Annotated in this window: 15 protein-coding genes; 11 read left to right on the top strand and 4 right to left on the bottom strand. The window is 59.9% G+C overall.

Annotation, left to right across the window (positions count from 1 at the left end):
• Window positions 1-168 precede the first annotated feature (168 nt).
• Window positions 169-3,897, top strand: a complete 3,729-nt coding sequence (locus P5W99_RS00880) for an AAA family ATPase (RefSeq protein WP_434661513.1) — start codon at window positions 169-171, stop codon at window positions 3,895-3,897.
• Between the two features lie 169 nt (window positions 3,898-4,066).
• The gene (locus P5W99_RS00875; protein WP_434661511.1) at window positions 4,067-4,279 is read left to right on the top strand and encodes a hypothetical protein; all 213 of its coding nucleotides are present in this window, start codon (window positions 4,067-4,069) and stop codon (window positions 4,277-4,279) included.
• 350 nt (window positions 4,280-4,629) lie between these two features.
• On the opposite strand, the gene P5W99_RS00870 is transcribed toward P5W99_RS00875, so the two are convergent.
• Entirely contained in the window at window positions 4,630-5,901 is a 1,272-nt protein-coding gene (locus P5W99_RS00870) for an IS256 family transposase (protein WP_421025294.1), read from the bottom strand.
• Window positions 5,902-6,051: 150 nt separating this feature from the next.
• Between P5W99_RS00870 and P5W99_RS00865 the strand changes: the two genes are divergently transcribed.
• Complete coding sequence (locus P5W99_RS00865; protein ID WP_434661510.1) at window positions 6,052-7,206, top strand: hypothetical protein; 1,155 nt, start codon at window positions 6,052-6,054, stop codon at window positions 7,204-7,206.
• 18 nt (window positions 7,207-7,224) lie between these two features.
• On the opposite strand, the gene P5W99_RS00860 is transcribed toward P5W99_RS00865, so the two are convergent.
• Window positions 7,225-8,997: a hypothetical protein gene (locus P5W99_RS00860; RefSeq protein WP_434661508.1), complete on the bottom strand. Its 1,773-nt coding sequence runs from the start codon at window positions 8,995-8,997 to the stop codon at window positions 7,225-7,227.
• 61 nt (window positions 8,998-9,058) lie between these two features.
• The gene (locus tag P5W99_RS00855) at window positions 9,059-10,432 is read right to left on the bottom strand and encodes a hypothetical protein (RefSeq protein WP_434661506.1); all 1,374 of its coding nucleotides are present in this window, start codon (window positions 10,430-10,432) and stop codon (window positions 9,059-9,061) included.
• Window positions 10,433-10,983: 551 nt separating this feature from the next.
• Between P5W99_RS00855 and P5W99_RS00850 the strand changes: the two genes are divergently transcribed.
• From P5W99_RS00850 to P5W99_RS00815, 8 genes are all read left to right on the top strand, one after another.
• Entirely contained in the window at window positions 10,984-11,451 is a 468-nt protein-coding gene (locus P5W99_RS00850) for a hypothetical protein (protein WP_434661504.1), read from the top strand.
• Window positions 11,452-11,546: 95 nt separating this feature from the next.
• A complete protein-coding gene (locus P5W99_RS00845; protein ID WP_434661502.1) occupies window positions 11,547-12,515 on the top strand; it encodes a DUF932 domain-containing protein in 969 nt (322 codons plus the stop codon).
• 75 nt (window positions 12,516-12,590) lie between these two features.
• Window positions 12,591-13,586 (top strand): YqaJ viral recombinase family protein, encoded by a 996-nt coding sequence (locus tag P5W99_RS00840; protein ID WP_434661500.1) that lies wholly within the window; start codon window positions 12,591-12,593, stop codon window positions 13,584-13,586.
• 38 nt (window positions 13,587-13,624) lie between these two features.
• Window positions 13,625-14,551: a phage capsid protein gene (locus P5W99_RS00835; protein WP_434661499.1), complete on the top strand. Its 927-nt coding sequence runs from the start codon at window positions 13,625-13,627 to the stop codon at window positions 14,549-14,551.
• The gene (locus tag P5W99_RS00830) at window positions 14,548-15,612 is read left to right on the top strand and encodes a hypothetical protein (protein ID WP_434661497.1); all 1,065 of its coding nucleotides are present in this window, start codon (window positions 14,548-14,550) and stop codon (window positions 15,610-15,612) included. The genes P5W99_RS00835 and P5W99_RS00830 overlap by 4 nt, the downstream gene beginning before the upstream one ends.
• Before the next feature lie 99 nt (window positions 15,613-15,711).
• Complete coding sequence (locus tag P5W99_RS00825; protein ID WP_434661495.1) at window positions 15,712-15,969, top strand: hypothetical protein; 258 nt, start codon at window positions 15,712-15,714, stop codon at window positions 15,967-15,969.
• 105 nt (window positions 15,970-16,074) lie between these two features.
• The gene (locus tag P5W99_RS00820) at window positions 16,075-16,458 is read left to right on the top strand and encodes a hypothetical protein (protein WP_434661493.1); all 384 of its coding nucleotides are present in this window, start codon (window positions 16,075-16,077) and stop codon (window positions 16,456-16,458) included.
• Window positions 16,455-16,745: a hypothetical protein gene (locus tag P5W99_RS00815; RefSeq protein ID WP_434661491.1), complete on the top strand. Its 291-nt coding sequence runs from the start codon at window positions 16,455-16,457 to the stop codon at window positions 16,743-16,745. Before P5W99_RS00820 ends, P5W99_RS00815 begins: the two co-directional genes overlap by 4 nt.
• 155 nt (window positions 16,746-16,900) lie before the next feature.
• On the opposite strand, the gene P5W99_RS00810 is transcribed toward P5W99_RS00815, so the two are convergent.
• On the bottom strand, window positions 16,901-19,117 hold the full coding sequence (locus P5W99_RS00810; protein WP_434661489.1) for an ankyrin repeat domain-containing protein: 2,217 nt from the start codon (window positions 19,115-19,117) through the stop codon (window positions 16,901-16,903).
• Between the last annotated feature and the right edge of the window lie 262 nt (window positions 19,118-19,379).

The raw sequence follows: 19,379 nt of genomic DNA, 5'->3' as shown, positions 1-19,379 counted from the left end.
ATTGACGAGGCCATAGGCGACATCGTTGAGAAATTCATTGGGGGATACCAAGTGATTCAAGGCGCACGCGTTCTGCCGGTCCAACATCTAACTATTCGGGTGCCTTGGCACGACTCCGGCTGGAAGGGCACTTTCTGCCAAGGTTGTACTGCTAACACCAGTTGTACGGTGCTCCCGCGTATTGCTACTGGGCGCGACGACGCCTTTGAAATGCTGCGTGCTGGCGAAAGCTTTGAATCGCTGGATCGTTTCCAGCATCCACCATGTGTCGATGAGCATGGAACATTCATGGCGAATTTTCCGCTGTCGATGCAGAAGAAGCATCCCTATTCGGAGACTGCCAAAGTCACGCATGGGCATTTCACTGACACGCCGTACACGATCCGCCCGTACTCGGCTGCAGCCATTCCGTTTCGCTGGATGTTGCGCGAGCAGGTGGAAGGCAATAAAAAATGGGGCGTACCCAGTCTGAAGGAGAACCTACAGTTGGGCTACCAGACCGAGCGCGAGCCGGATCTCACTGTCAACAAGGGCTGGGAAAAGGACAAGAAGACCTGGGTGCAAGAAGGCACCAACCAGCGCATCATCCTTGACACGTTTTTCAGCGTGGCCAAGCCGAATGAGTCGCTGGTTTTCTTCTATGCCAAGCGAACACCGCTGATAGAGGATGCGCGGCGCGTGATCATCGGTGTGGGACGCGTTAAGTCGGTGAGTGCGCCGATCGAGTATCACTACCTGGGCGGGCAGAAGCCGAAGGACAACATCAGCGGCTATCTCTGGGAACGCAACATCGAGCACTCGGTCCGACCGAAGGACTCGGATGGTTTCTTGCTGCCATACCAGCAACTGCTGCAAGCTGCGGAGGCAGATGAATCCATTGATCTTCTTGCTTGTACCGCATTCGCCCCGGACGAGTACTTTGGTAGCTACTCCTACGGCACCGAACACCTGGCACACGACGGCGCTATTTCTTCATTACTGTCCATCGAGAAAGCCATTAAGGCAATGCGCCAGCACTTGGCAGACGAGCCTTGGGACAAGCATCTGGCATGGATCGATGCGGAGTTGAACCGCCTCTGGGAAGTGCGTGGCGCCTTCCCTGGATTGGGCGCCGCCCTGAACGCGTTCGGTTTTCCGCATGGCAACTTGTTGGCCTGGTATCTGGCCAGTCAGGGCGATGAGAGGTTAGACCCTTGGCCAGCACTGGCAGGCGTGCTTAAAAAGCCCGAAGGCCTACCTGCTTACCTGCGCGATGGTATCGGCGACACCCTCCGAAAGAAGTGGGAGAAGCTGCTGCCCGAGCGGCGAGCACTGTTGATGCTGTTAGCACGGTTCAATCTGACCGATGCTCAGGCCCTGCGCTGGTATCAGCCGACAGAGCGTACGAAAGCCGGCATTGATCTGAGCGATGCAGCAATCCTGGCTAATCCCTACTTGGTCTACGAAGAAGACCGGTTGCAGGCCGACCCGGTGGCTTTTGAGATCGTGGACCGTGGCATCTTCCCCCCAGAGTCGGTCCGTGCGGCATTTCCGCTGGCCGAGCCAAGCCTTGTACGCGAAGCCATCGATGAGCGACGGGTACGCGCGGCAATGCTCCTGACGCTGGAAGAGGCAGCTCGAACGGAGGGGCATACCTATCTCATGGCCACGTGGGTCGTTCAGCGGATTCGTGACCGCGCGCTGCAGCCCGACTGTCCGTTGGACATGGACACGCTCTCGATTATGGAAGACGGTCTGGCGCCTAAGATTGAGAGCATCCAGGTCAAGGACGGCCTCCAGGCGTTTCAGTTGGATCGCTATGTCGAGACATCGGCCCTGATCAGGACCAGGATTACCAAGCGCAGATCCCGCAAGGCCAACGCCGGAGAACACAACTGGGCAGCGCTGGTCGATGCAGCAATTGACTCCACGAAGGACAAGGGCGCCACCAAGTCGAAACCGAGCAACCGCGACGTAGCTGCGCGCAAGGAAAAGTCCGCAGCCTTGGAAGTGCTCTACAAGTCCGGAGTCTCGGTGCTCATGGGAGCCGCTGGCACGGGAAAGAGCACCTTGCTCAAGGCGTTGTGCAGTATTGAGAGCGTGAAGAACAAGGGAATCCTGCTGCTTGCGCCCACCGGCAAAGCTCGCGTGAGGCTTGAGCAGACGAGCGGCATGGCCGGTCAAGGAAAGACAGTCGCGCAGTTCTTGAATGGACTTGACCGGTACGACGGTAAGACCGGGCGGTATTTCGTCAATGAGGATGCCGACCGCTCGGCCGTGCATGCCACAGTCATCATTGATGAATGCTCCATGCTGACCGAGGAGCAGCTCGCGGCACTTTTGGATGCGGTGGAAGGCGTAGATAGGCTGGTTCTGGTGGGCGACCCCAAGCAGCTACCGCCGATCGGTGCTGGCCGGCCCTACGTGGACATCGTCAATTTCTTGAAGCCGGCCAATATCGAGAGCTTACGAACCCGCGTTGCGGGGTGCTTCGCGGAACTGACCGTTACGATGCGCCAAGGCGCTGAGGAGGGCGACGTTCGCGATGACGTGCTGCTGGCTCAGGCTTTCAGTGGCAGACCACTGGATGCTGGCGCCGACGAGATCTGGCAGACCGTGGCGTCCGGAAAGTCGAACTTCGTGAAGCTGGTTCGATGGAACAAGCCGGATCAGCTTCAACAGTTACTACTCGATGAGCTGAAGGCTGAGTTGGAGCTGAAGTCGATCACGGATGAAGTGACTTTTGAAGAGTCACTGGGTGGCGTCTATTCGGAGTTCGACGGCGGCTCAACCGTGTTCTTCAATACCCAGTACAGGGATCGGCCAGGAGCATCCAAGAAGGCCGAGGCGTGGCAAATCCTCTCGCCAATCAAGCAATACCAAGCGGGTGTTAACGCAATCAACCGTGCGCTGCAGCAGCATTTTAGGAAGTCTTTCCTGAAGATGGCCGCTCAAACCGGCTGGAACAAGAAGATTCCAAGCCCTGCGGGCCCAGAGGGAATCATCTACGGTGACAAGGTCATCAACGTTATCAACAAGAGCGGGCGCGAAACTTACCCAGAAACAGATGATGCCTATGTTGCCAACGGCGACATAGGCATCATCACCGGGCACCGCAAGACCAAGGCGAGAAATTGGTCGCCCTACGAAGTCGAAGTTGAGCTGGCCTCGCAGCCCGGGATTTCCTACAAGTACAAGCCGTGGGAATTCGACTCGCAGGAGAGTACACCACCTCTTGAACTGGCCTATGCTCTGACCGTGCACAAGACGCAGGGAAGTGAGTTCGGCAAGACCTTCGTTGTGGTTCCGAACCCCTGCCGCAACCTGACACGTGAGATGCTCTACACCGCCCTGACGCGCCAGAGGGACAAGATCATCATTCTCCATCAAGGGGACTTCCGGGATCTGCTGCACTTCAGCCAAGAGGCGGCATCGGAGATCAACCGGCGTATGACAAATCTCTTCGTACCGTCGTCGCCGGTCGAAATCAAGGTGCGAAACAAGTCCGTCTTCCTGGATGAGAAGCTGATCTACCTGACCGAAAACGGTGATTTGGTCCGGTCAAAATCCGAATGGATCATCGCCGACAAGCTGAAGGCTGCCGGCATTAAGTACCAGTACGAGCAGCCACTCATGTTGGACGGCGTTGAGCGCTTGCCTGACTTCACGATTCGCGACGAGGATACCAACAGGGTCTGGTACTGGGAGCACAACGGCATGCTCTCCGATGACGAGTACAAGAAACGTTGGAAACGCAAAGAGGCTGCGTACCATAAGGCAAAGATTCTTCCTTTGCCGTTGCCTGAAATGGACGATGATAGGGTGGGGACTCTGCTAGTAACCGAGGAACACGAAGGTATGGGACTAGACCTGAACGCGATTCTCGCTAACATCAAACTCATACTTGGGAGAGACTGATCGACCTGCTTGACTTCCCGCGACGAGATTCCCCGTTGAGCCATGCCCGGAGTCAAAAGGCGACGACATTCGAACTGTGATGCCGCTGTCGCTGCGGAGCGGCCGCCGGGAGGCAACGCGCTGACGTAACCCAACCACGCGTGATGATGTTTTAGAGGAGGAGCGAGCCGTGACTTCTGATGAATACGAGAAAGAATTCGAGTCGCTTATTCGCAAGCGGGCCGACGAACTTGGCTCACTTGATGCTGCTGCAAAGGAGGTGCTAGCAATCGCATTGAAGGGATTAAAGACCGGCACCGGAGTAGACGGCGAACCCGTCACACAGCAAACAATAGCCGCCATTAATCGTGTACGCCAGTTGCTCAAGGACCGTAAGCAGTGAAGAACGGCTGCCTGCGGCGCAATATTGTCGAATTCTAGGCAAGTTCATACCAACGCGGCACGCATTTCACGTGGCGTTGCTGTTGGGCCGGCGGCGTCGGAAGATGCCGCCAATCCCGATTCAATGTACCGGCATGACCGAATACGAGCATGCTGGCGAGCGCGTTCGTTGGCAAGCGACACGGTCTGCACGACGCCTTCGAACTCGGCGAGCATTGCGCGGGGTGTTGGTGCGCCAAGATGAACGGCTTTGATCTACTTTGGAGGTACGGGCATGGACTGGTTCAAACAGGTTTTCGGTTTTACAGGAACCTGTCCGCATTTTTGTGGGCGAGGCGGTTAAAGGAATCGTTACCCGCGCGCCTGCGTGAATCGATCACCAAACAGGATAGCAAACTGGTTCATGGCCGACTTCCAATCGAAGGCAGCGCGAACAGATTTTGCCAGGACATTGCGTAGCGCCAGCCAGAGCAGCTTGATGGCAGCCTCGTCGTTCGGGAAGTGGCCGCGGGTCTTGATGATCTTGCGTAGCTGCATGTTCAGACTCTCAATGGCGTTCGTTGTGTACACAACGCGCCGGATCTCCGGCGGAAACGCGAAGAACGGCGTGACGTGCTCCCACGCGCGCTGCCACGACTGCACGATCATCGGGTATCTGAGGCCCCAGGGACCATCAGCAAACGCCTGCAGCGCCTGCTGCGCGGCCTGCTCGCTGGCGGCGGAGTAGACCGGTCGCAGCGCCGCCGCAAGGGCCTTGCGGTCCTTGTAGCTGGCATAATCCAGGCTGTTGCGGATCAGGTGCACGATGCAGGTCTGCACGGCCGTGCGGGGGTAAGCGGTGCCGATTGCGTCGGCCAGTCCCTTCAGGCCGTCAACCACCGCAATCAGGATGTCCTGGCAGCCACGGGCCTTCAGTTCGTTGAACACCTTGAGCCAGAACTTCGCGCCTTCGGTCTGCTCGATCCACAGGCCCAGTACATCGCGCTGGCCATCGGCCTGAATGCCCAGTGCCAGATAGACCGCCTTGTTGCTGACCACGCCGTCGTCGCGGATCTTGACGCGCAGGGCGTCGAAGAACACCACCGGGTACATCGCATCGAGCGGACGGTTCTGCCAGGCCAGCGTTTCGGCCATCACCTCGTCGGTGACCGAGCTGATGAAATCAGGCGACACCTCGGTGCCGTAGCTTTCGGCCAGAAAGGCCTGAATCTCGCGCACGCTCATACCGCGCGCGTACATCGCGATGATGCGCTCGTCGAATCCGGTGAAGCGGCGTTCGTGTTTGGGGATCAGGATGGGTTCGAAGCTGCCGTCACGGTCGCGAGGCACCTCGACGCGCACGGGGCCGCGATCGGTGATGACTGTCTTGCCACTGGCGCCGTTGCGCTCGTTGGCTTGCCCGGCCGGTTTGGACTGGCCCGGTGGGTAGCCCAGATGCAGGTTCATCTCTGCACCCATTGCCCGCTCGATAACTGCCTTGTTGAACGCCAGCATCAGGTCCTGCACCTCGGCCGGCGTCATCGGCCCCTTGACCAGCTCGTCCAGCAGCGCCTTGGGCAGTTCAGGCAGCGGCCCTCGGGCCGCTGCCTGAGACGCCACCGTACGTTTCTTTTTCATTGGCATATCCATGACTTTTACCTCTCATGATATGCCTCACCCACAAAATGCCGGATAGGTCCTTTTACAGAGTCGACGTATGCAGAAACGCAAAAGCGATTTCGCATTGAATCAGACAAGCTCCACACCGATACACAACCGCACCGGAATTTTCACGTGGGTACGCTGACCACACCCAGCTTGGACGAACTGCGAACGCAAGTTGGCGCGCTTGCGTCGCCGCCCACCGGAACGCGTTTGGCGCTGCGCACGGTCAGCGCCGACGCATATGACCTGCATACCTGGCCCGAAGCCCATGGGGCACTGATCCAAGTGGCCAGTCAGTTCAACTTGTTAGAGATGCCGGGCTACGACACGACTCCGGAACATGGCATCACCGCTTACGAGCACGATCATACACAGGGTCCCGCCTGTGCCAGGGCGTGCGCGCCTGCCACGGTTTTCCGCAATTACCTGGTGCCAGTGGATGGCCATAGGGGGCAGACTGCGACGCGTCAGATCAATACCTTGAGAGATCTCGATCGCGCCATTGGCATCCCGGGCATCCGAATGCAGAACGGCTATGCGTTGCTCGACGCTGAAACCGTTCGGGCAATCGGCCAACACATACAAGGTCTCGACGAGGCCGGGCGTGACGAGTTGCGTCGGCAATTGCGCATCGGATTGCATAGCGATACCGAAGTGACCGCCGACGATGCTCCACCCCAGCAGCGGGTGACCCAAGCCTTTTGCTCGGCATTGCCCGTCGCCTACAACCGCACGCCGAGTTCGGATTGGGCGCCGTTTGCATCCCTGGTGCTGGAAGCCAGTTACGAAGCGACCTTGTTGGCCGCCGTGCTCAACCACCAGCAGACTGCCAACCCCAAGGTCTATCTGACTACGGTTGGAGGCGGTGCTTTTGGCAACGAACGCGGGTGGATCCTTCAAGCACTGCGGCGTGCGTTGCATTGCGTGCGCGATTACCCACTCGATGTCGCCGTGGTCTGTTTTAACGAGGTGTCGCAGGATCTTGTGGACTTGTCGGCCGAGATCAGCGCGGGGCTTTTAACCCACAATACAGGGACTAGTCTTCGATCCGCTTCTCACGTGCTGGGAGCGTCAGCTATATTTCGGGGCGCGCTCCGTTTTCACCAAAGGAGCCCTACTCATCAGGAAGCACACCCTATCCGACGACACGCTGATTGCTTGTGGCAATTCCACACCGTGAAACGTCAGGCGCGGCGGGCAAGCGTCGCTGGCGCACTGGCACGCTACATCGCTGGAAATAAGCGGTGCGTCCAGTTTCGGAAGCGCCGCTTTTTGTTTAGGTGATCTCTCTGCTATTGCGTCTCACAAGCCCGAGATTGGGTCTCGTGTCGCGACGACCGAGTTATGCGTCTTGCGGAACCATTCTTCCGGCGCGAAATCTGTGGAAGGCAGGTGTTCCTCGGCCCCGCCGATGGCAACCGCCAGTTGCGGATAGACGCTTCTCATCGCTTCGGTCGCATGTTCCATCCAGTCGGGCATGGCCTCAACCGGAACGCATGAGATTTTCCTGCCCTTCACCTCGATCACGCCATGTGCGAGATCCTGGATCATCGGCAAGCGTGAACTTCCGCCGGTGAGAATGACCTGCAGCTTCACCGGATCACGGGCCAGGTAGTCGAGATAGCTTTCGTTCACGTCGCTCAATGCGTCGACGAAGCCTTTCTTAAGCAACTTGGCGAACGACTGTACCCGAAGATCATTGCAGAACTCTTCGCGCGTAAAGGAACCGACGGTTCGGTCAGCCAGCGTGTACTCGAGCGATCCCGTAGCGAACAACAGCTCCTTGAGAACGCGAATACGCCGGCGCAAGTCCGCTTCGATCATCGCGCCGTGCGTGCTTTTGGGATCGAATCCTTCCCGCTGCCCGATGAACGCCTGCAAGCACTGGTCTATCTTGTCACCTGCCTGACCCGATCCTTTGATCGACGACGCGACCTGGATGACCTTCGGCTCATCCATAGCCTGGTTGCGCAGTGCCAAGAACAGGCCGAAGTCGGTGGTGCCGGCGCCCGCGTCGACGACCATGTACGCGTCGATGCGATTCTCGCTGCTCTCGACCGCCGCCGCCGCGACGGCAACCGGTTCCGGCACGCCATCACCGATGAGAAACTCCGGACGGTGCTCCAGCTTTCTGACCTCCTCGACAGCCGACTTGAGGCGCCGGATATCGATGCCGCCCTCCCATTGCCCGTGAAATGTGTCGGCAAGGATCTGCGCCTCTGACAATAGGCGTCGCATCAGCGTGTCGACCCAGGCTGCCTGTTGTGCGTCGCGGCCGCAGGGACGCGCATAACGGCGCTTCATCAAGCGTCCGAGCGAAGCGCCTTCAACCGGCAAGATCGAGAGTTGCGTCGTGGCAATGTCCGTGAAATACGCCAGATAGATACGCAGGAAATCACCTTGCGTCAACTTGATAGGGCCGGGATTAAGTGCCTCCGAAAGAAGCACGGTGTCGATGTTGACGTGGTCCGCGAAGCTGAGCCAGCTCTTGATGGAATCGAGGCGCTGGCGACCGGCGTCCACCATACTTTCGCTACGGTCGATCGCTTCGAAACCGAAATAGACTTTGCCGTCGTCGACGAAGATCGACGAAGGAAGCGTGAATCCTTCGCTGCCCACTGCTCGTCCCAATTCCAGTCCAAAGTGCCTGCGTCCGTTCGTGGCGCATGCCTTCGATGAGGCCGTGCCGAAGTCCAGACACAGCAGATACCCGGGGTCGCTCGGTGCGCTGACATGCAGGGCATCGAGCACAAGTTCCACGGTCTCAGACTTTTCGAGTTCCGGCGGCTCAATCGCCGGCTTCCCCCCTGCAGGAGACTCGATTGCCTCGGGTTCGAGAACCTCGGGCTCGTCTTTCAGTTCTTCGGCTATGGCCTCCTCCGCTTGCTTAACCACCTTGGCGACGTCTGCGGACGCCACCTTCGCAACTTCCGCGGAAGTGGATGAATGCGCCGTCAGGACGCGCAGCGCGACCTTCAACGCCTCCTTCTCCATCTCCGACACAGAGCCGACCGGGCCTTGCTCGACGCGGTCGATCAAACTCGAAATCAAGTAATACGCAATCTTTTCGTCCATTTTTTCTGGTCTCCGTCACGCATCCACACATTCGTTTTCGACACGTCCTGCCAGACAAGTCTTATTCGACAAGTCCTTTCAGGATCACGTCCCTGATATCCCCATTTTCGCGAATCCGAACGATGGCAGGCTGCTTCACTGTCATTCGGCTTCGCGGCGTCGCACCGACGACCTCAAAAAATTTGGGCGCAACATCGATTTCCTCACCTCGATTCCCGTACAGGCTGATCCCGCGCAACCTCGCCACCTGTTCGATTTCCACGGCAGAAGCGTTCACCGTGTCGAGCAGCGCCCGTGTGGCGCCCGTCAGATTCGGCTCATAGATCTCCAGGCCCGACAGAAGCGGCTCGCTCAGACCGGCCGCCATCGCTCGCGCCTCGCGCACGGTTTGCAGAGCCAGTCCGATGCTTGCATCCGCGTTGCTTGCCGCCATTTCTTCGGCGGCGTAACTGGACAGCGTCGAATCCGTGTCCCGCTCGCGTGAAAGCCATTTGCGCACGGTTTCGTCGAGCTCGATATGCCGGGCCGCTAGCGATCTGGATATCGCCCGGGCGCGCTCCGGGTACTTGCAGAGAATGTCGAGTTGATCCAGAAGTGACTGATCGCGTCGCCCCTGGCGGCCGAGCAGGATCAGAGCTTCGGAGACGTCCGTGATCAGTTTGCCGAGCGCGTCGGCCAGCTCGTCCGGCCAGCTGCTGGAACGCCAGAAACGCTTGCACAACGTCACGACCTGATACGTCGCGGCGTCCGCCACTACGGAGAACCGCGTGCGTACGACGTCGTGCAGCGCCAAGAGCGTCTCACGTACCAGTTCGATCTTCGCTTTCTCGTCGTCCGGCCGGCCTGATGCTGAAAACGCGCCTTCCACGATGGCATTCAGCGCGCCGCCGATTTCGGTGCCTGCCTCGATATCGAGTTCGGGCAGACAGGCGCGCAAGGCGCTCAGCGTCCGCGTGAGCCGGCGCGCCACGGTATTCGCCGGAGAATCGGTCGAGGGCCGCAGCGTTTTGAAGCGCGCCGCGAGTTTCGCGATCGCTCCGGCAAGCGTATCGCAGCGAACCAAAAGCGCCGCCATGAGTTCGGCGCGCGCTTTTTCGCCCTGCTCCTCCTCGACGATCGATGTCGCCAGATAATCCACGAGCCAGTCGCGCTGGAACAGCGACAAGGCGCGCGCAAGGTTCAGGCGATCGTCCGCCTCGTCGAGCAGGCTGATCGGCGGCAGTTCTGACACGAAAGCCGGTTCCAGTGCGGCCGTGATTTCCGGCTGCCAGCGCTTGACGACCTGACCTAAGCGCATGATTTCGGCGATGGCCAACAGGCGAAGACGTGGCGTTTCCTGAGACACCGCATCGATGAGCGTGAGACGTTTGCCCTCGAGAATTTCCGGCGCATCGGCGAACTTCGGCAGGAATTTTCCAGAGATCAACGCCGTCAACGCGGTTTGTCGAGACTCAGGAGACCGCGCCTGCGCAAACTCTTGCAGGTGCTTCCGATTTGCCTCAGGGACTTGATTGTTACCGGGCATGGCATGACAACCTAATCAAAAATGTGATGCAAATTGTTTCCCGCGGACGATCCGGAGTCAATCACGGTGACGACAGCGAAATGGGAATGTACACGTTGGAGCCTTTGCTGACATCCCGAACGAGATCCTGACCAATAAGGTCTCGCACAAGGATGCTTTCCCGGGCGACGGAGGCATTCCGTTTGATCCAATCTGAGCCGGATGTCATAGCTCGCATACCAGTCACCCGTCCCGATTCAAAAGAAAAATAGACCTATATCACCAAACGGAGCGCGGCAGCAGCCTGCCGCTCCGTCCGCGCAATCCTGCGCTGGCGAATCCACCTCCGGGAGCCGTGATGCCTACCACTTCTTCCCCCTTTGAATTTCTGATCGTGTTCGCGATCGTCTTTACCGCTGGTGTTCTGACGTCGGTGGGCCTTCGCCAGTACACGGAGAAGGTCCGCCGGGAGGCTAACCGTCATGCATGACCCGCGCCCCTATCCCGAACCATTCGAACAGGACGACCGATATCTCGACGAGCACGATGACGACGCATCCAAACAGCCCTTCCTGATTCCACCGAGCGACAACACGGTCCCGATTACTGGCACTATGCCAACCTGCCCAAAATGCCACTCTTCCCGTGTTGATGCACGCAATCTGGCGCGCAAGACCGGAAGCGCCATCGGCACGGTCGCGGGCACGACAAGCGGCATCGCGATCGCACTCTCGGGCGCAGAAACCGGCGCAGCTGTTGGTCTGTTGGCTGGCCCAGCCGGCGCAGTGTGTGGCGCCATTGCCGGTGCCGTAATCGCCGGTCTTCTCGGTGGTGCGGCGGGCTGTGCCACCGGTTCTGTCTTTGGCGAAATCGTCGACGACAAGGTGCTCGACAATTTTCGCTGTCACGCCTGCGGACACACGTTCAGCCGCCCCAAAGCACCTACCTGATCCGTAGTTTTTCCCTTCAGCAGCATCCCTTTCACCTTTCTCTCGCATCCGCTCGGCCACGCGCCGGGCTTTATGCCATTCTCAAGGAGCTTTTCATGCATCTCGTACGCAATATGGCCTATGTTGGTGAAACGCCTTGGCATGGGCTTGGTAATCAACTCTCACCGCGCCAACCGATCGAGGTATGGGCGAAACAGGCCGGCATGGACTGGACCATTGAAGCCGCTGAGGTCCGGTATGTCGCCGGAGCTTCGGGCAACCTTGGGTCCATTCACGCCTTTCCCGAACAGCGCGTGCTATATCGCTCGGACACGAAAGAGGCCCTGTCGGTCGTGTCGTCGCGCTATCAGGTCGTTCAACCCAAAGACATCCTCGAGTTCTATAAGGATCTCGTCGAGTTCTCGGGGTTCGAACTCGAGACTGCGGGCGTCCTGAAGGACGGCCGCAAACTCTGGGCGCTCGCGCGCACCGGCCAGTCCGCGACGCTTAAAGGCCGCGACCAGGTCAACGGCTATCTGCTGCTTGCCACTGCCTGTGACGGCACGCTTGCGACGACCGCACAGTTCTGCAGCGTGCGCGTGGTTTGCAACAACACACTGGCCATCGCGCTGGGCGACGGCACCGGCGCCGTCAAGGTGCCGCACCGCTCGCAGTTCGATGCCCAGGCCGTCAAGCGGCAGCTCGGGATCGCCGTGTCCTCGTGGGACGCGTTCATGGTTCGCATGAAGGCGTTGTCGGAGCGCAAGGTGTCCGATGCGGCTGCGGAAAAGTTCCTGCGGCGTGTGCTCACGTATTCCGTTGCCAACCCGGCTGACCGGGATGCCATTGCAGTTAACGAGCGTGCCATCAAGGCCGTCAGTGAGCTCTATGCGGGACGCGGCAAGGGCGCGACCTTGCCTTCGGCGTCGGGCACGGCCTGGGGTCTCGTGAATTCGGTGACCGAGTTCGTCGACCATCAACGCCGCGCACGTAGCGACGATTCCCGGCGCGACGCTGCGTGGTTCGGGGCAGGAGCCGCCCTGAAGGAGAAAGCCTGGAACGAAGCGCTCAAGCTGATCGCCTGAAGGTTCCAGTGCGACGACATATAGCCCGGCCGGGACTATCCCCGCCGGGCTTTTTCACATCAGGAGGTATTCACCATGTCTCATGCTCAACCGGCTGGAGGTGGCAGAAGTCGTCCGGCCTTGCGGCTCGTGGAAACGAAATCCCTCTCGCGCGACGACTGGCTGGAGGTGCGCAAATCCGGGATCGGCGGATCGGACGCGGCGGCGGCCATTGGCCTGAATCCGTACATGAGCCCACTGGAACTCTGGCTCATCAAGACCGGGCGCGATGCAAACCTGCCCCGACCGGACTCTGACGATACGACCGAGCCCGTTTATTGGGGCCAACTGTTGGAGCCCATCGTAGCCGCCTCGTACACGAAGCAGACGGGCAACCGTGTGCGACGCGTGAACGCCGTACTGCAGTCCCCCACCATTCCCTTCATGATCGCCAACGTCGACCGCGAAGTGGTCGGCTGTCGCGACGTGCAACTGTTGGAATGCAAGACGGCAGGCGAGTTCGGTGCCCGGCTCTGGCGTGAAGGCGTGCCCGAGTATGTGCAGGTCCAAGTACAACATCAACTGGCCGTCACCGGGAAACAGGCCGCGGATGTCGCCGTGCTCATCTGCGGGCAGAAGCTCGAGGTTCACCGCATCGGGCGCGACGCCGAACTCATCGCGAGACTGGTCGAACTGGAAGCTGCGTTCTGGCGATACGTCGAAAGCGATACGCCACCACCGGCTGATGGTTCGGCCTCCGCTGATCGCGCGTTGCGCTGCCTGTATCAGGGGCACGGCGGCACGGTCGATTTCACAGACGATCGGCGTCTGTCGTCAGTGTTCTCCGACCTGGTAGCCGTGAGAGACGAGATTGAAACTCGCCAGGCAATCGAAGCGCAGCTCAAACAGCAAATCCAGCAGGCGATGGGCGACGCCACACGCGCGGTGTTCGAAACCGGCGAAGTGTCGTTCAGGCGCAGCAAGGATTCATCCACCGTTGACCTGAAACGCCTGCTCGTCGATCACCCCGAGTTCGAGGCGCAGTACGCCCTATCGAAGGCTGGTTCACGGCGCTTCCTCATTTCCACCTGATTTCGCATTGCACATTCACTTTTCAATTGGAGGATCACATGCTCAAAGGTTTGGCGATTACGCCGCCCGTCGTTGGGCGAATCTCGATCGGCAGAGTTGTTGAAAAGAACGGCAAACGACTGCCGGAAAAGGACGATCAGTTCACGCTCACGACGCAAGTGCAGAACCGCGACGGCTGGATGCTGCATCCCGCGGATCAGGCGCTGAGAAAGGCAACGACAGGCAAGCTGCGCTCGATTCCGGTCCGCGTGCTGTTCAATGACCCGGACCTCAATCTGCGCGCCGATTACAGCCTGTTCGACCGTGATACCGGGCGGCCGGTGTGCGTCGGAAATGGTGAAACGTGCCGGCGCGTCGGCAAAGACGGGAACGGCATCGAGAGCCTGCCCTGTCCATCCCCCGATAGTTGTGCGTTCGGTCAGCAAGGCGGCTGCAAGCCGTATGCGCGGCTCAACGTGATCATTGGCGAGGAAGACGAGCTCGGGTCATTCATCCTGAGGACGACGTCCTGGAACTCGCTCCGGGCTCTCTCGGCCCGGCTCCATTACTTCCGCGCCGTGTCCGGCAACCTGTTAGCCTGCCTGCCACTGGAACTGAAGCTGCGCGGCAAGTCGACAACGCAGAGCTACCGGAGTCCCATCTATTACGTCGATCTGGGCGTGCGTTCAGGTAGCACGCTCGAAGACGCACTGAAGCAGGCGCAGGAACTCGATGCGCGACGGCGGGCCGCCGGATTCGATCAAGCGGCGCTCGACGTGGCGGCTCGCGCAGGGTTTGCAAACGGCGCATTCGAGGATAGTCCAGACGAGCGGGCAGCGGTCGCCGATGAGTTCTATCCCGGCACCGCGCCCGATCATCAGGATACAAAGAACGGGGTCTCGACTGATGCATCCGCCGCAGCGCCCACAACACTGCGCGACAAGCTAGAGCGCAAAGCCGTGCTTCTGGGCGGGGCGGCGGCATGACTGCCATGTCCCGCTGGGCGGTCACACTCGCGATCGGCGCCACAGGCACGGCGGTCAGCCTTTCGGTTCTGGCGGGGTTGCAGCGTGGCGGCACACTGCCCGAAAGGGCTGTCTGGATCGCACTCGGCATTGTGCTCGTCGTGAGCGCCCACCTGCTGCCAGCCCTCACCCGTGGAGCGTCACCGACCGCACGCGGCATAAGCGGCGTCCTGTGGCTCGCATGTTTCGTAGCCGTGTGCTACGGGCATGCAGGCTTTTTTCTGCTCGCTCAGCGGCATGCGGGAGCACTGCGGGCGTCGTCCGTAGTCGCTCCTGCAGTCGCAACGACCGTCCGCAGCCTCACGGTCGTCATGACAGATCGGGCCGCGGTGATCGCGCAGCTCACGAGTATCGACGCCAGGCGGTGCTCGGGTGATTGCCGAACGCTGGATGGCCGTCGCACGACGCTCACTGCGAGGTTAGATGCGCTCAACGCGGAGGCTGACGATGTGCGACGCATCGAAGCCGGGCGCGACCGGGTCACCACACAGCGCGACGCGTTGCTCGCCGATCCGGTCACGTCGCGACTGGCAGCGTTACTCGGCACGACGACTGCGCGCGTCGATCTGCTGTCGGGACTGGCGTTCGCGGCTGTGCTCGAGGGCGTTGCATGCCTGTTGTGGACGGTGGCGCTGCGGCCATCACCGGTACAGGCTCAAGGCATGACTGCCAGCACGACGCACCCGATGACGATACGCGGGACAGCTACCGTGACTGACGCGTCTGCGCCGAACGTCACGGTAGCAGTCACGAGTGATACCGCGAGTCACGGCGACGTAATGGCCAGTCGCGACATCGCGCCCCGCCGTCACAGGAACGAGTCATATGTTCCCGCGCCCCGTGACGATCCGGTTTCGCCGCTACCGGAGGTCACCGACTTCGGTGACGACGTGACCCAGCTCGTCCGGGATATCGGCGCGGGACGGGTACGCCCGACCGTCGCCGGTATCCGTCAGCACCTCGGCTGCTCCCAGGCCAGGGCTTCTGCCTTGCGCCGACAGCTCGTCGACCTCAGAGCATAAGCCGGGCGCGTCCTGCGCCCGGTCTATTTTCCACCACGACGCGATCACGTCATCCGGTTCGTCCGGAGGCCCGTGCTCGCCCTTTATCCGGAGCAAGCCATGCACGAAACGAAAGTCGCTCACCTGCCGCATCCCGGTCCCGTGACAAGGGGACTCGGCGTAGTGGTCGGTATCACGGCCATCAGCTTCGCCGCCGCATGGGCATTCGAGCAGCACCGCAGGCGTGAAGAGATCCACGTCCTCGCCTCGATGCCCGGTGCCGCCAGAATCTTTTCAGCGCTGCGCGCGCACTCGGAGATGGTGTTGTCCCAGTTTGGCGTCGGCCTTCCGCTGGAGCCGGACAACCCTCGCCCGTAACGCATTTCCCCTCACTGGCGGCACGCGCTGCCGGGCTTCTCTCATTTTCCCGCACGCATCCGGTTCGACCGGAGGAGTGCGCTCGTCAATTTTCAGGAGAAAACGATGTACCAATCTACCCGTCTCAAACCCCTGTTTCATCCGGGCGAACTGCTCGTCTCCCATGCGATACTCGCAGCACTGCGCGCGAACAGCGTGCCGGTCATCAGCATCGTGCTCCGCCACATCGCTGGTGACTGGGGCATTGTGCCCGAAGATGACAAACGCCAGAACGACGTATCGATCATGGCTGGCTTGCGACTGATCTCAATCTACCGCCTGCCAGACCAGACCCGTATCTTGGTCATCACGGAGTGGGATCGGTCGAACACAACGATCGAACACCTCGATGAAGTCGTGCCTGGCAGCGAAGCACGCCCGGCTCAACCGGTAATCCGTCGCCATCCTGTCTGGCCCAGCGCTCAGTACGCACAGGAGGGCCATGCATGAGCTACACGAAGAGCCCGCGATTTCCGATCGGGCGACCTGTAATCACTCCCGCGGCTCAGGCCGCGCTTGAGGCGGCCGGCATCGAAGGTGTGCTGCTGCTCGCTCAACATATTCGTGGTGATTGGGGAAATCTGAGCGTCGAGGATATGGCCGCGAACGAGTTGGCGTTGCTGACAGGAAAGCGGTTGCTGTCGAGCTACAACCTGCCGGACGGGCGAAGCAAGATCTGGATCATTACTGAGGCAGATCGTGCCGTAACTACGATTTTGCTGCCTGAAGAGTATTGATTGAGCACTTGCTTATGGGCGAACCTAACATGCCGTATTCGACTGGGTTCGCCCCATAACAGCCGATCGACCGTAGAAAATCGGTTGACCGGTCAGCGAACTTCACCGCCCATCCTGGCAAGCTCAGAATCGATACCCGATACGCAGGCTTTGGCTCACTGCGATGCGGCGCGCACACTCGCTGACACATCCGCCGAACCAAACGCGACAGCAATGCTCAGGCAATTCATCCCCTGCGCATCGCGCTGGAGCGGATCCCCCCCGAATCGATGCATCAGTTCGAAAGCCTCCTTGCAATCACTCTCCGCCGCAAGCATAAGGGGTGTTCGACCCGGCGCGGGATAGCGGTGAGGTGCGTTAGGGTCCGCCTTATGGACTAGCAACGATTCAATGATGCTCAGCAGGTTTGACATTGCATGCCGCGCTAACTGCTCCGCCACCTGGGCGTCCACGCATCTCTCGAATAGTTCCGCGTAGCGCGGATAATCACGCAGGGTCCTAATAGCGCCTCCGTCGCCGAAGGCGCCAGCTAAGCTGACGTTGTATCGCCGGAAAACCTCGCGCTGCATTTCGTCAGGAGCCTCTGAGAAGGACCGCTGCAGCTGAGCGCGCAGGACATCCGTGTTCTTTACTATCGCGACCTTGGTGAGCGCATAGTACAGGGGTGTCTGGTCGGCGACGTCGGCTCTCAAGTCAGCCGTTGCTCCCATGGACAAAAGTGTTTCAACGACGACGGGCTCGCCCAGATCGACAGCGCACAAAAGAGGCGTGAGTCGCTTCTTGGCAGTAACGCTGTTGATCGTGGCAGCCGAATGCGGACGCCTTAGGAGTGCGTTCAATACTCGTCGGTCCGCGCTTGTCATTGCGCCCTGGATTGCGACCAGCAACGCGGAAGCTCCACTGTCATCAACGAGATCGACCGACGCTCCCGCATTGAGCAAGGCTTCAACAGAGTCGTACTGTCCCTTGGAAACAAAAAGCTGAAGTTGCGTCCAACGCCTGATCTGCCCGTCCGCCGCCCGAACGGTGACGATCCGGTCCGGATTGCGAAGGTCTGGCTTCTTCGTCTCACTAGCGTCCAGCACCAAAAATGGAAGGATGATTTTCTCCTCTCTCGATGCTTCCGGGAACCGACCGGCCGCAGGAAACAACTGCCCGAATTGTTGGCGAAACTGCTCGATCTCCCAGTTTTCAAGAACGTCCTCGCGCGGGTCCGCAAATAGCCCATGAACCACCCCGAGGTGCTTGAGCCTCTTAAGCGCGGCCTTCTTTCCCAAGTGCGCTGCGACGGCAAGGACCTCCTCTACTAGCGTCCTCTGTTTTTCTCCGGCTCGATAGCTTGCCCCCCGCACTGCAGACGCGTAGTGAGAAAGCGCCGATTCGAAGTCCGCCGAGAGCATATGCCACCTGGCCTTCAACCAGTCGACCTGAAAGTCGAATCGGTCGTCTCCCGGAGACGCGCAAAGCATCTGCTCGAGCTGATCGAGGTCGGCTTTCGTCTTCTCCTTCTCACCGGGTTCCTTCGAGGATGTTCGCAAAAGCCGATTGTGTAAGCCTTGCCCCAGTTCGATCGATGCCGCAAAACGGTCAAGACTTGCAACAACCGCGGCCTCCAGGGATTCGAGGATTTTGCCGTCAGGCATCCCCAGCAGGAGATGTCGCCGCATCATGTTCCTGATCGGCATACCCGAGGCGCGCTCAAAGTGTGCCACCGCCCGCGCGAGCAACAGCCATCGACGGACATGCTTGATTTTCCCTTCACGCATGGCCCCCTTTTCCTTCAACGCTGCGGCCAGCCGGACGATGCTATGCTGATCCGGGAGGTCAAGGCCCTTGCGCCACTTTCTGCATTTCTCGGTCTCGTTCCGATCAATGTCGCTCTTCGTTGGGTCGTATGCGAGCCGAGCGAGCGAGTTCGTTTCGCCCATCTCTAACCATTCCATCACCGCCGCGACCGGGTGTCGGTCCGGGTCGAGGAACGTCAACGGATCCGGGCCGCCCAGTTCCCTCTGAATCGCGTAAATCACGTTCAGGCCGTGTGGCACGAAGTAGTGTTCGATGAGGATGGGCAAGGCCTCCTTGCGCGTCAGGCTCTCGATCGCGGATCTTGAGACCATGCCGATGTAGCTGGTGTGCATGTGCCCGAACCAAGGCCGGACAAACTCTCCGAAGTCTGCGTCAACGTATTTCCTCAGCGGTGCGATAAATAGCTCCTCGGCAAGTGTCGGCAACAAGGACCAGTCGAACTCGCCGCGGCGGGCGAGGTCGTCAACCTGCAGATTGCTGTCTTTCGTGCCGAGCGCCACGGCCATCGCACGGTACAGCTCGCCGAGACGAGGAAAAGGAGGTGGGACTGAATTTTTGGTGGTCATGCTGGATTCGTGGTTGGTATGCGTCGCAGAGCGCTATTTTTCTAACACCTGTCGTCGAGCCTTTAAGCGCGCACGCCAGCACGGAAGACCTACCGTGGGAAGCACGCGCGCATTCCATCGCGATCATTACCCGCTTCGACGCTGCCGGGTATCATCCGACGCGGGGTACGCGGGTAAACCAGATTGCCTTACTTCCCGCCGCCCGAGCCCGATTGCGCGTTGGCTGCCGCGGCGCTGCTCGCGCGCGCCGAGAACGAACCCG

Origin of the sequence: Paraburkholderia sp. A3BS-1L, from assembly GCF_051125215.1 — a bacterium.
Lineage (GTDB): Bacteria > Pseudomonadota > Gammaproteobacteria > Burkholderiales > Burkholderiaceae > Paraburkholderia.
Note: the sequence above shows the minus strand (reverse complement) of the source record. Positions and strands in the feature narration are given on the sequence as shown.

Excerpts from the sequence above, each read along its gene's own strand:
- P5W99_RS00870 (WP_421025294.1), bottom strand. The coding sequence starts at position 5,901 with ATGCCAATGAAAAAGAAACGTACGGTGGCGTCTCAGGCAGCGGCCCGA.
- P5W99_RS00860 (WP_434661508.1), bottom strand. The coding sequence starts at position 8,997 with ATGGACGAAAAGATTGCGTATTACTTGATTTCGAGTTTGATCGACCGC.
- P5W99_RS00850 (WP_434661504.1), top strand. The coding sequence starts at position 10,984 with ATGCATGACCCGCGCCCCTATCCCGAACCATTCGAACAGGACGACCGA.
- P5W99_RS00845 (WP_434661502.1), top strand. The coding sequence starts at position 11,547 with ATGCATCTCGTACGCAATATGGCCTATGTTGGTGAAACGCCTTGGCAT.
- P5W99_RS00840 (WP_434661500.1), top strand. The coding sequence starts at position 12,591 with ATGTCTCATGCTCAACCGGCTGGAGGTGGCAGAAGTCGTCCGGCCTTG.
- P5W99_RS00835 (WP_434661499.1), top strand. The coding sequence starts at position 13,625 with ATGCTCAAAGGTTTGGCGATTACGCCGCCCGTCGTTGGGCGAATCTCG.
- P5W99_RS00830 (WP_434661497.1), top strand. The coding sequence starts at position 14,548 with ATGACTGCCATGTCCCGCTGGGCGGTCACACTCGCGATCGGCGCCACA.
- P5W99_RS00825 (WP_434661495.1), top strand. The coding sequence starts at position 15,712 with ATGCACGAAACGAAAGTCGCTCACCTGCCGCATCCCGGTCCCGTGACA.
- P5W99_RS00820 (WP_434661493.1), top strand. The coding sequence starts at position 16,075 with ATGTACCAATCTACCCGTCTCAAACCCCTGTTTCATCCGGGCGAACTG.
- P5W99_RS00815 (WP_434661491.1), top strand. The coding sequence starts at position 16,455 with ATGAGCTACACGAAGAGCCCGCGATTTCCGATCGGGCGACCTGTAATC.
- P5W99_RS00810 (WP_434661489.1), bottom strand. The coding sequence starts at position 19,117 with ATGACCACCAAAAATTCAGTCCCACCTCCTTTTCCTCGTCTCGGCGAG.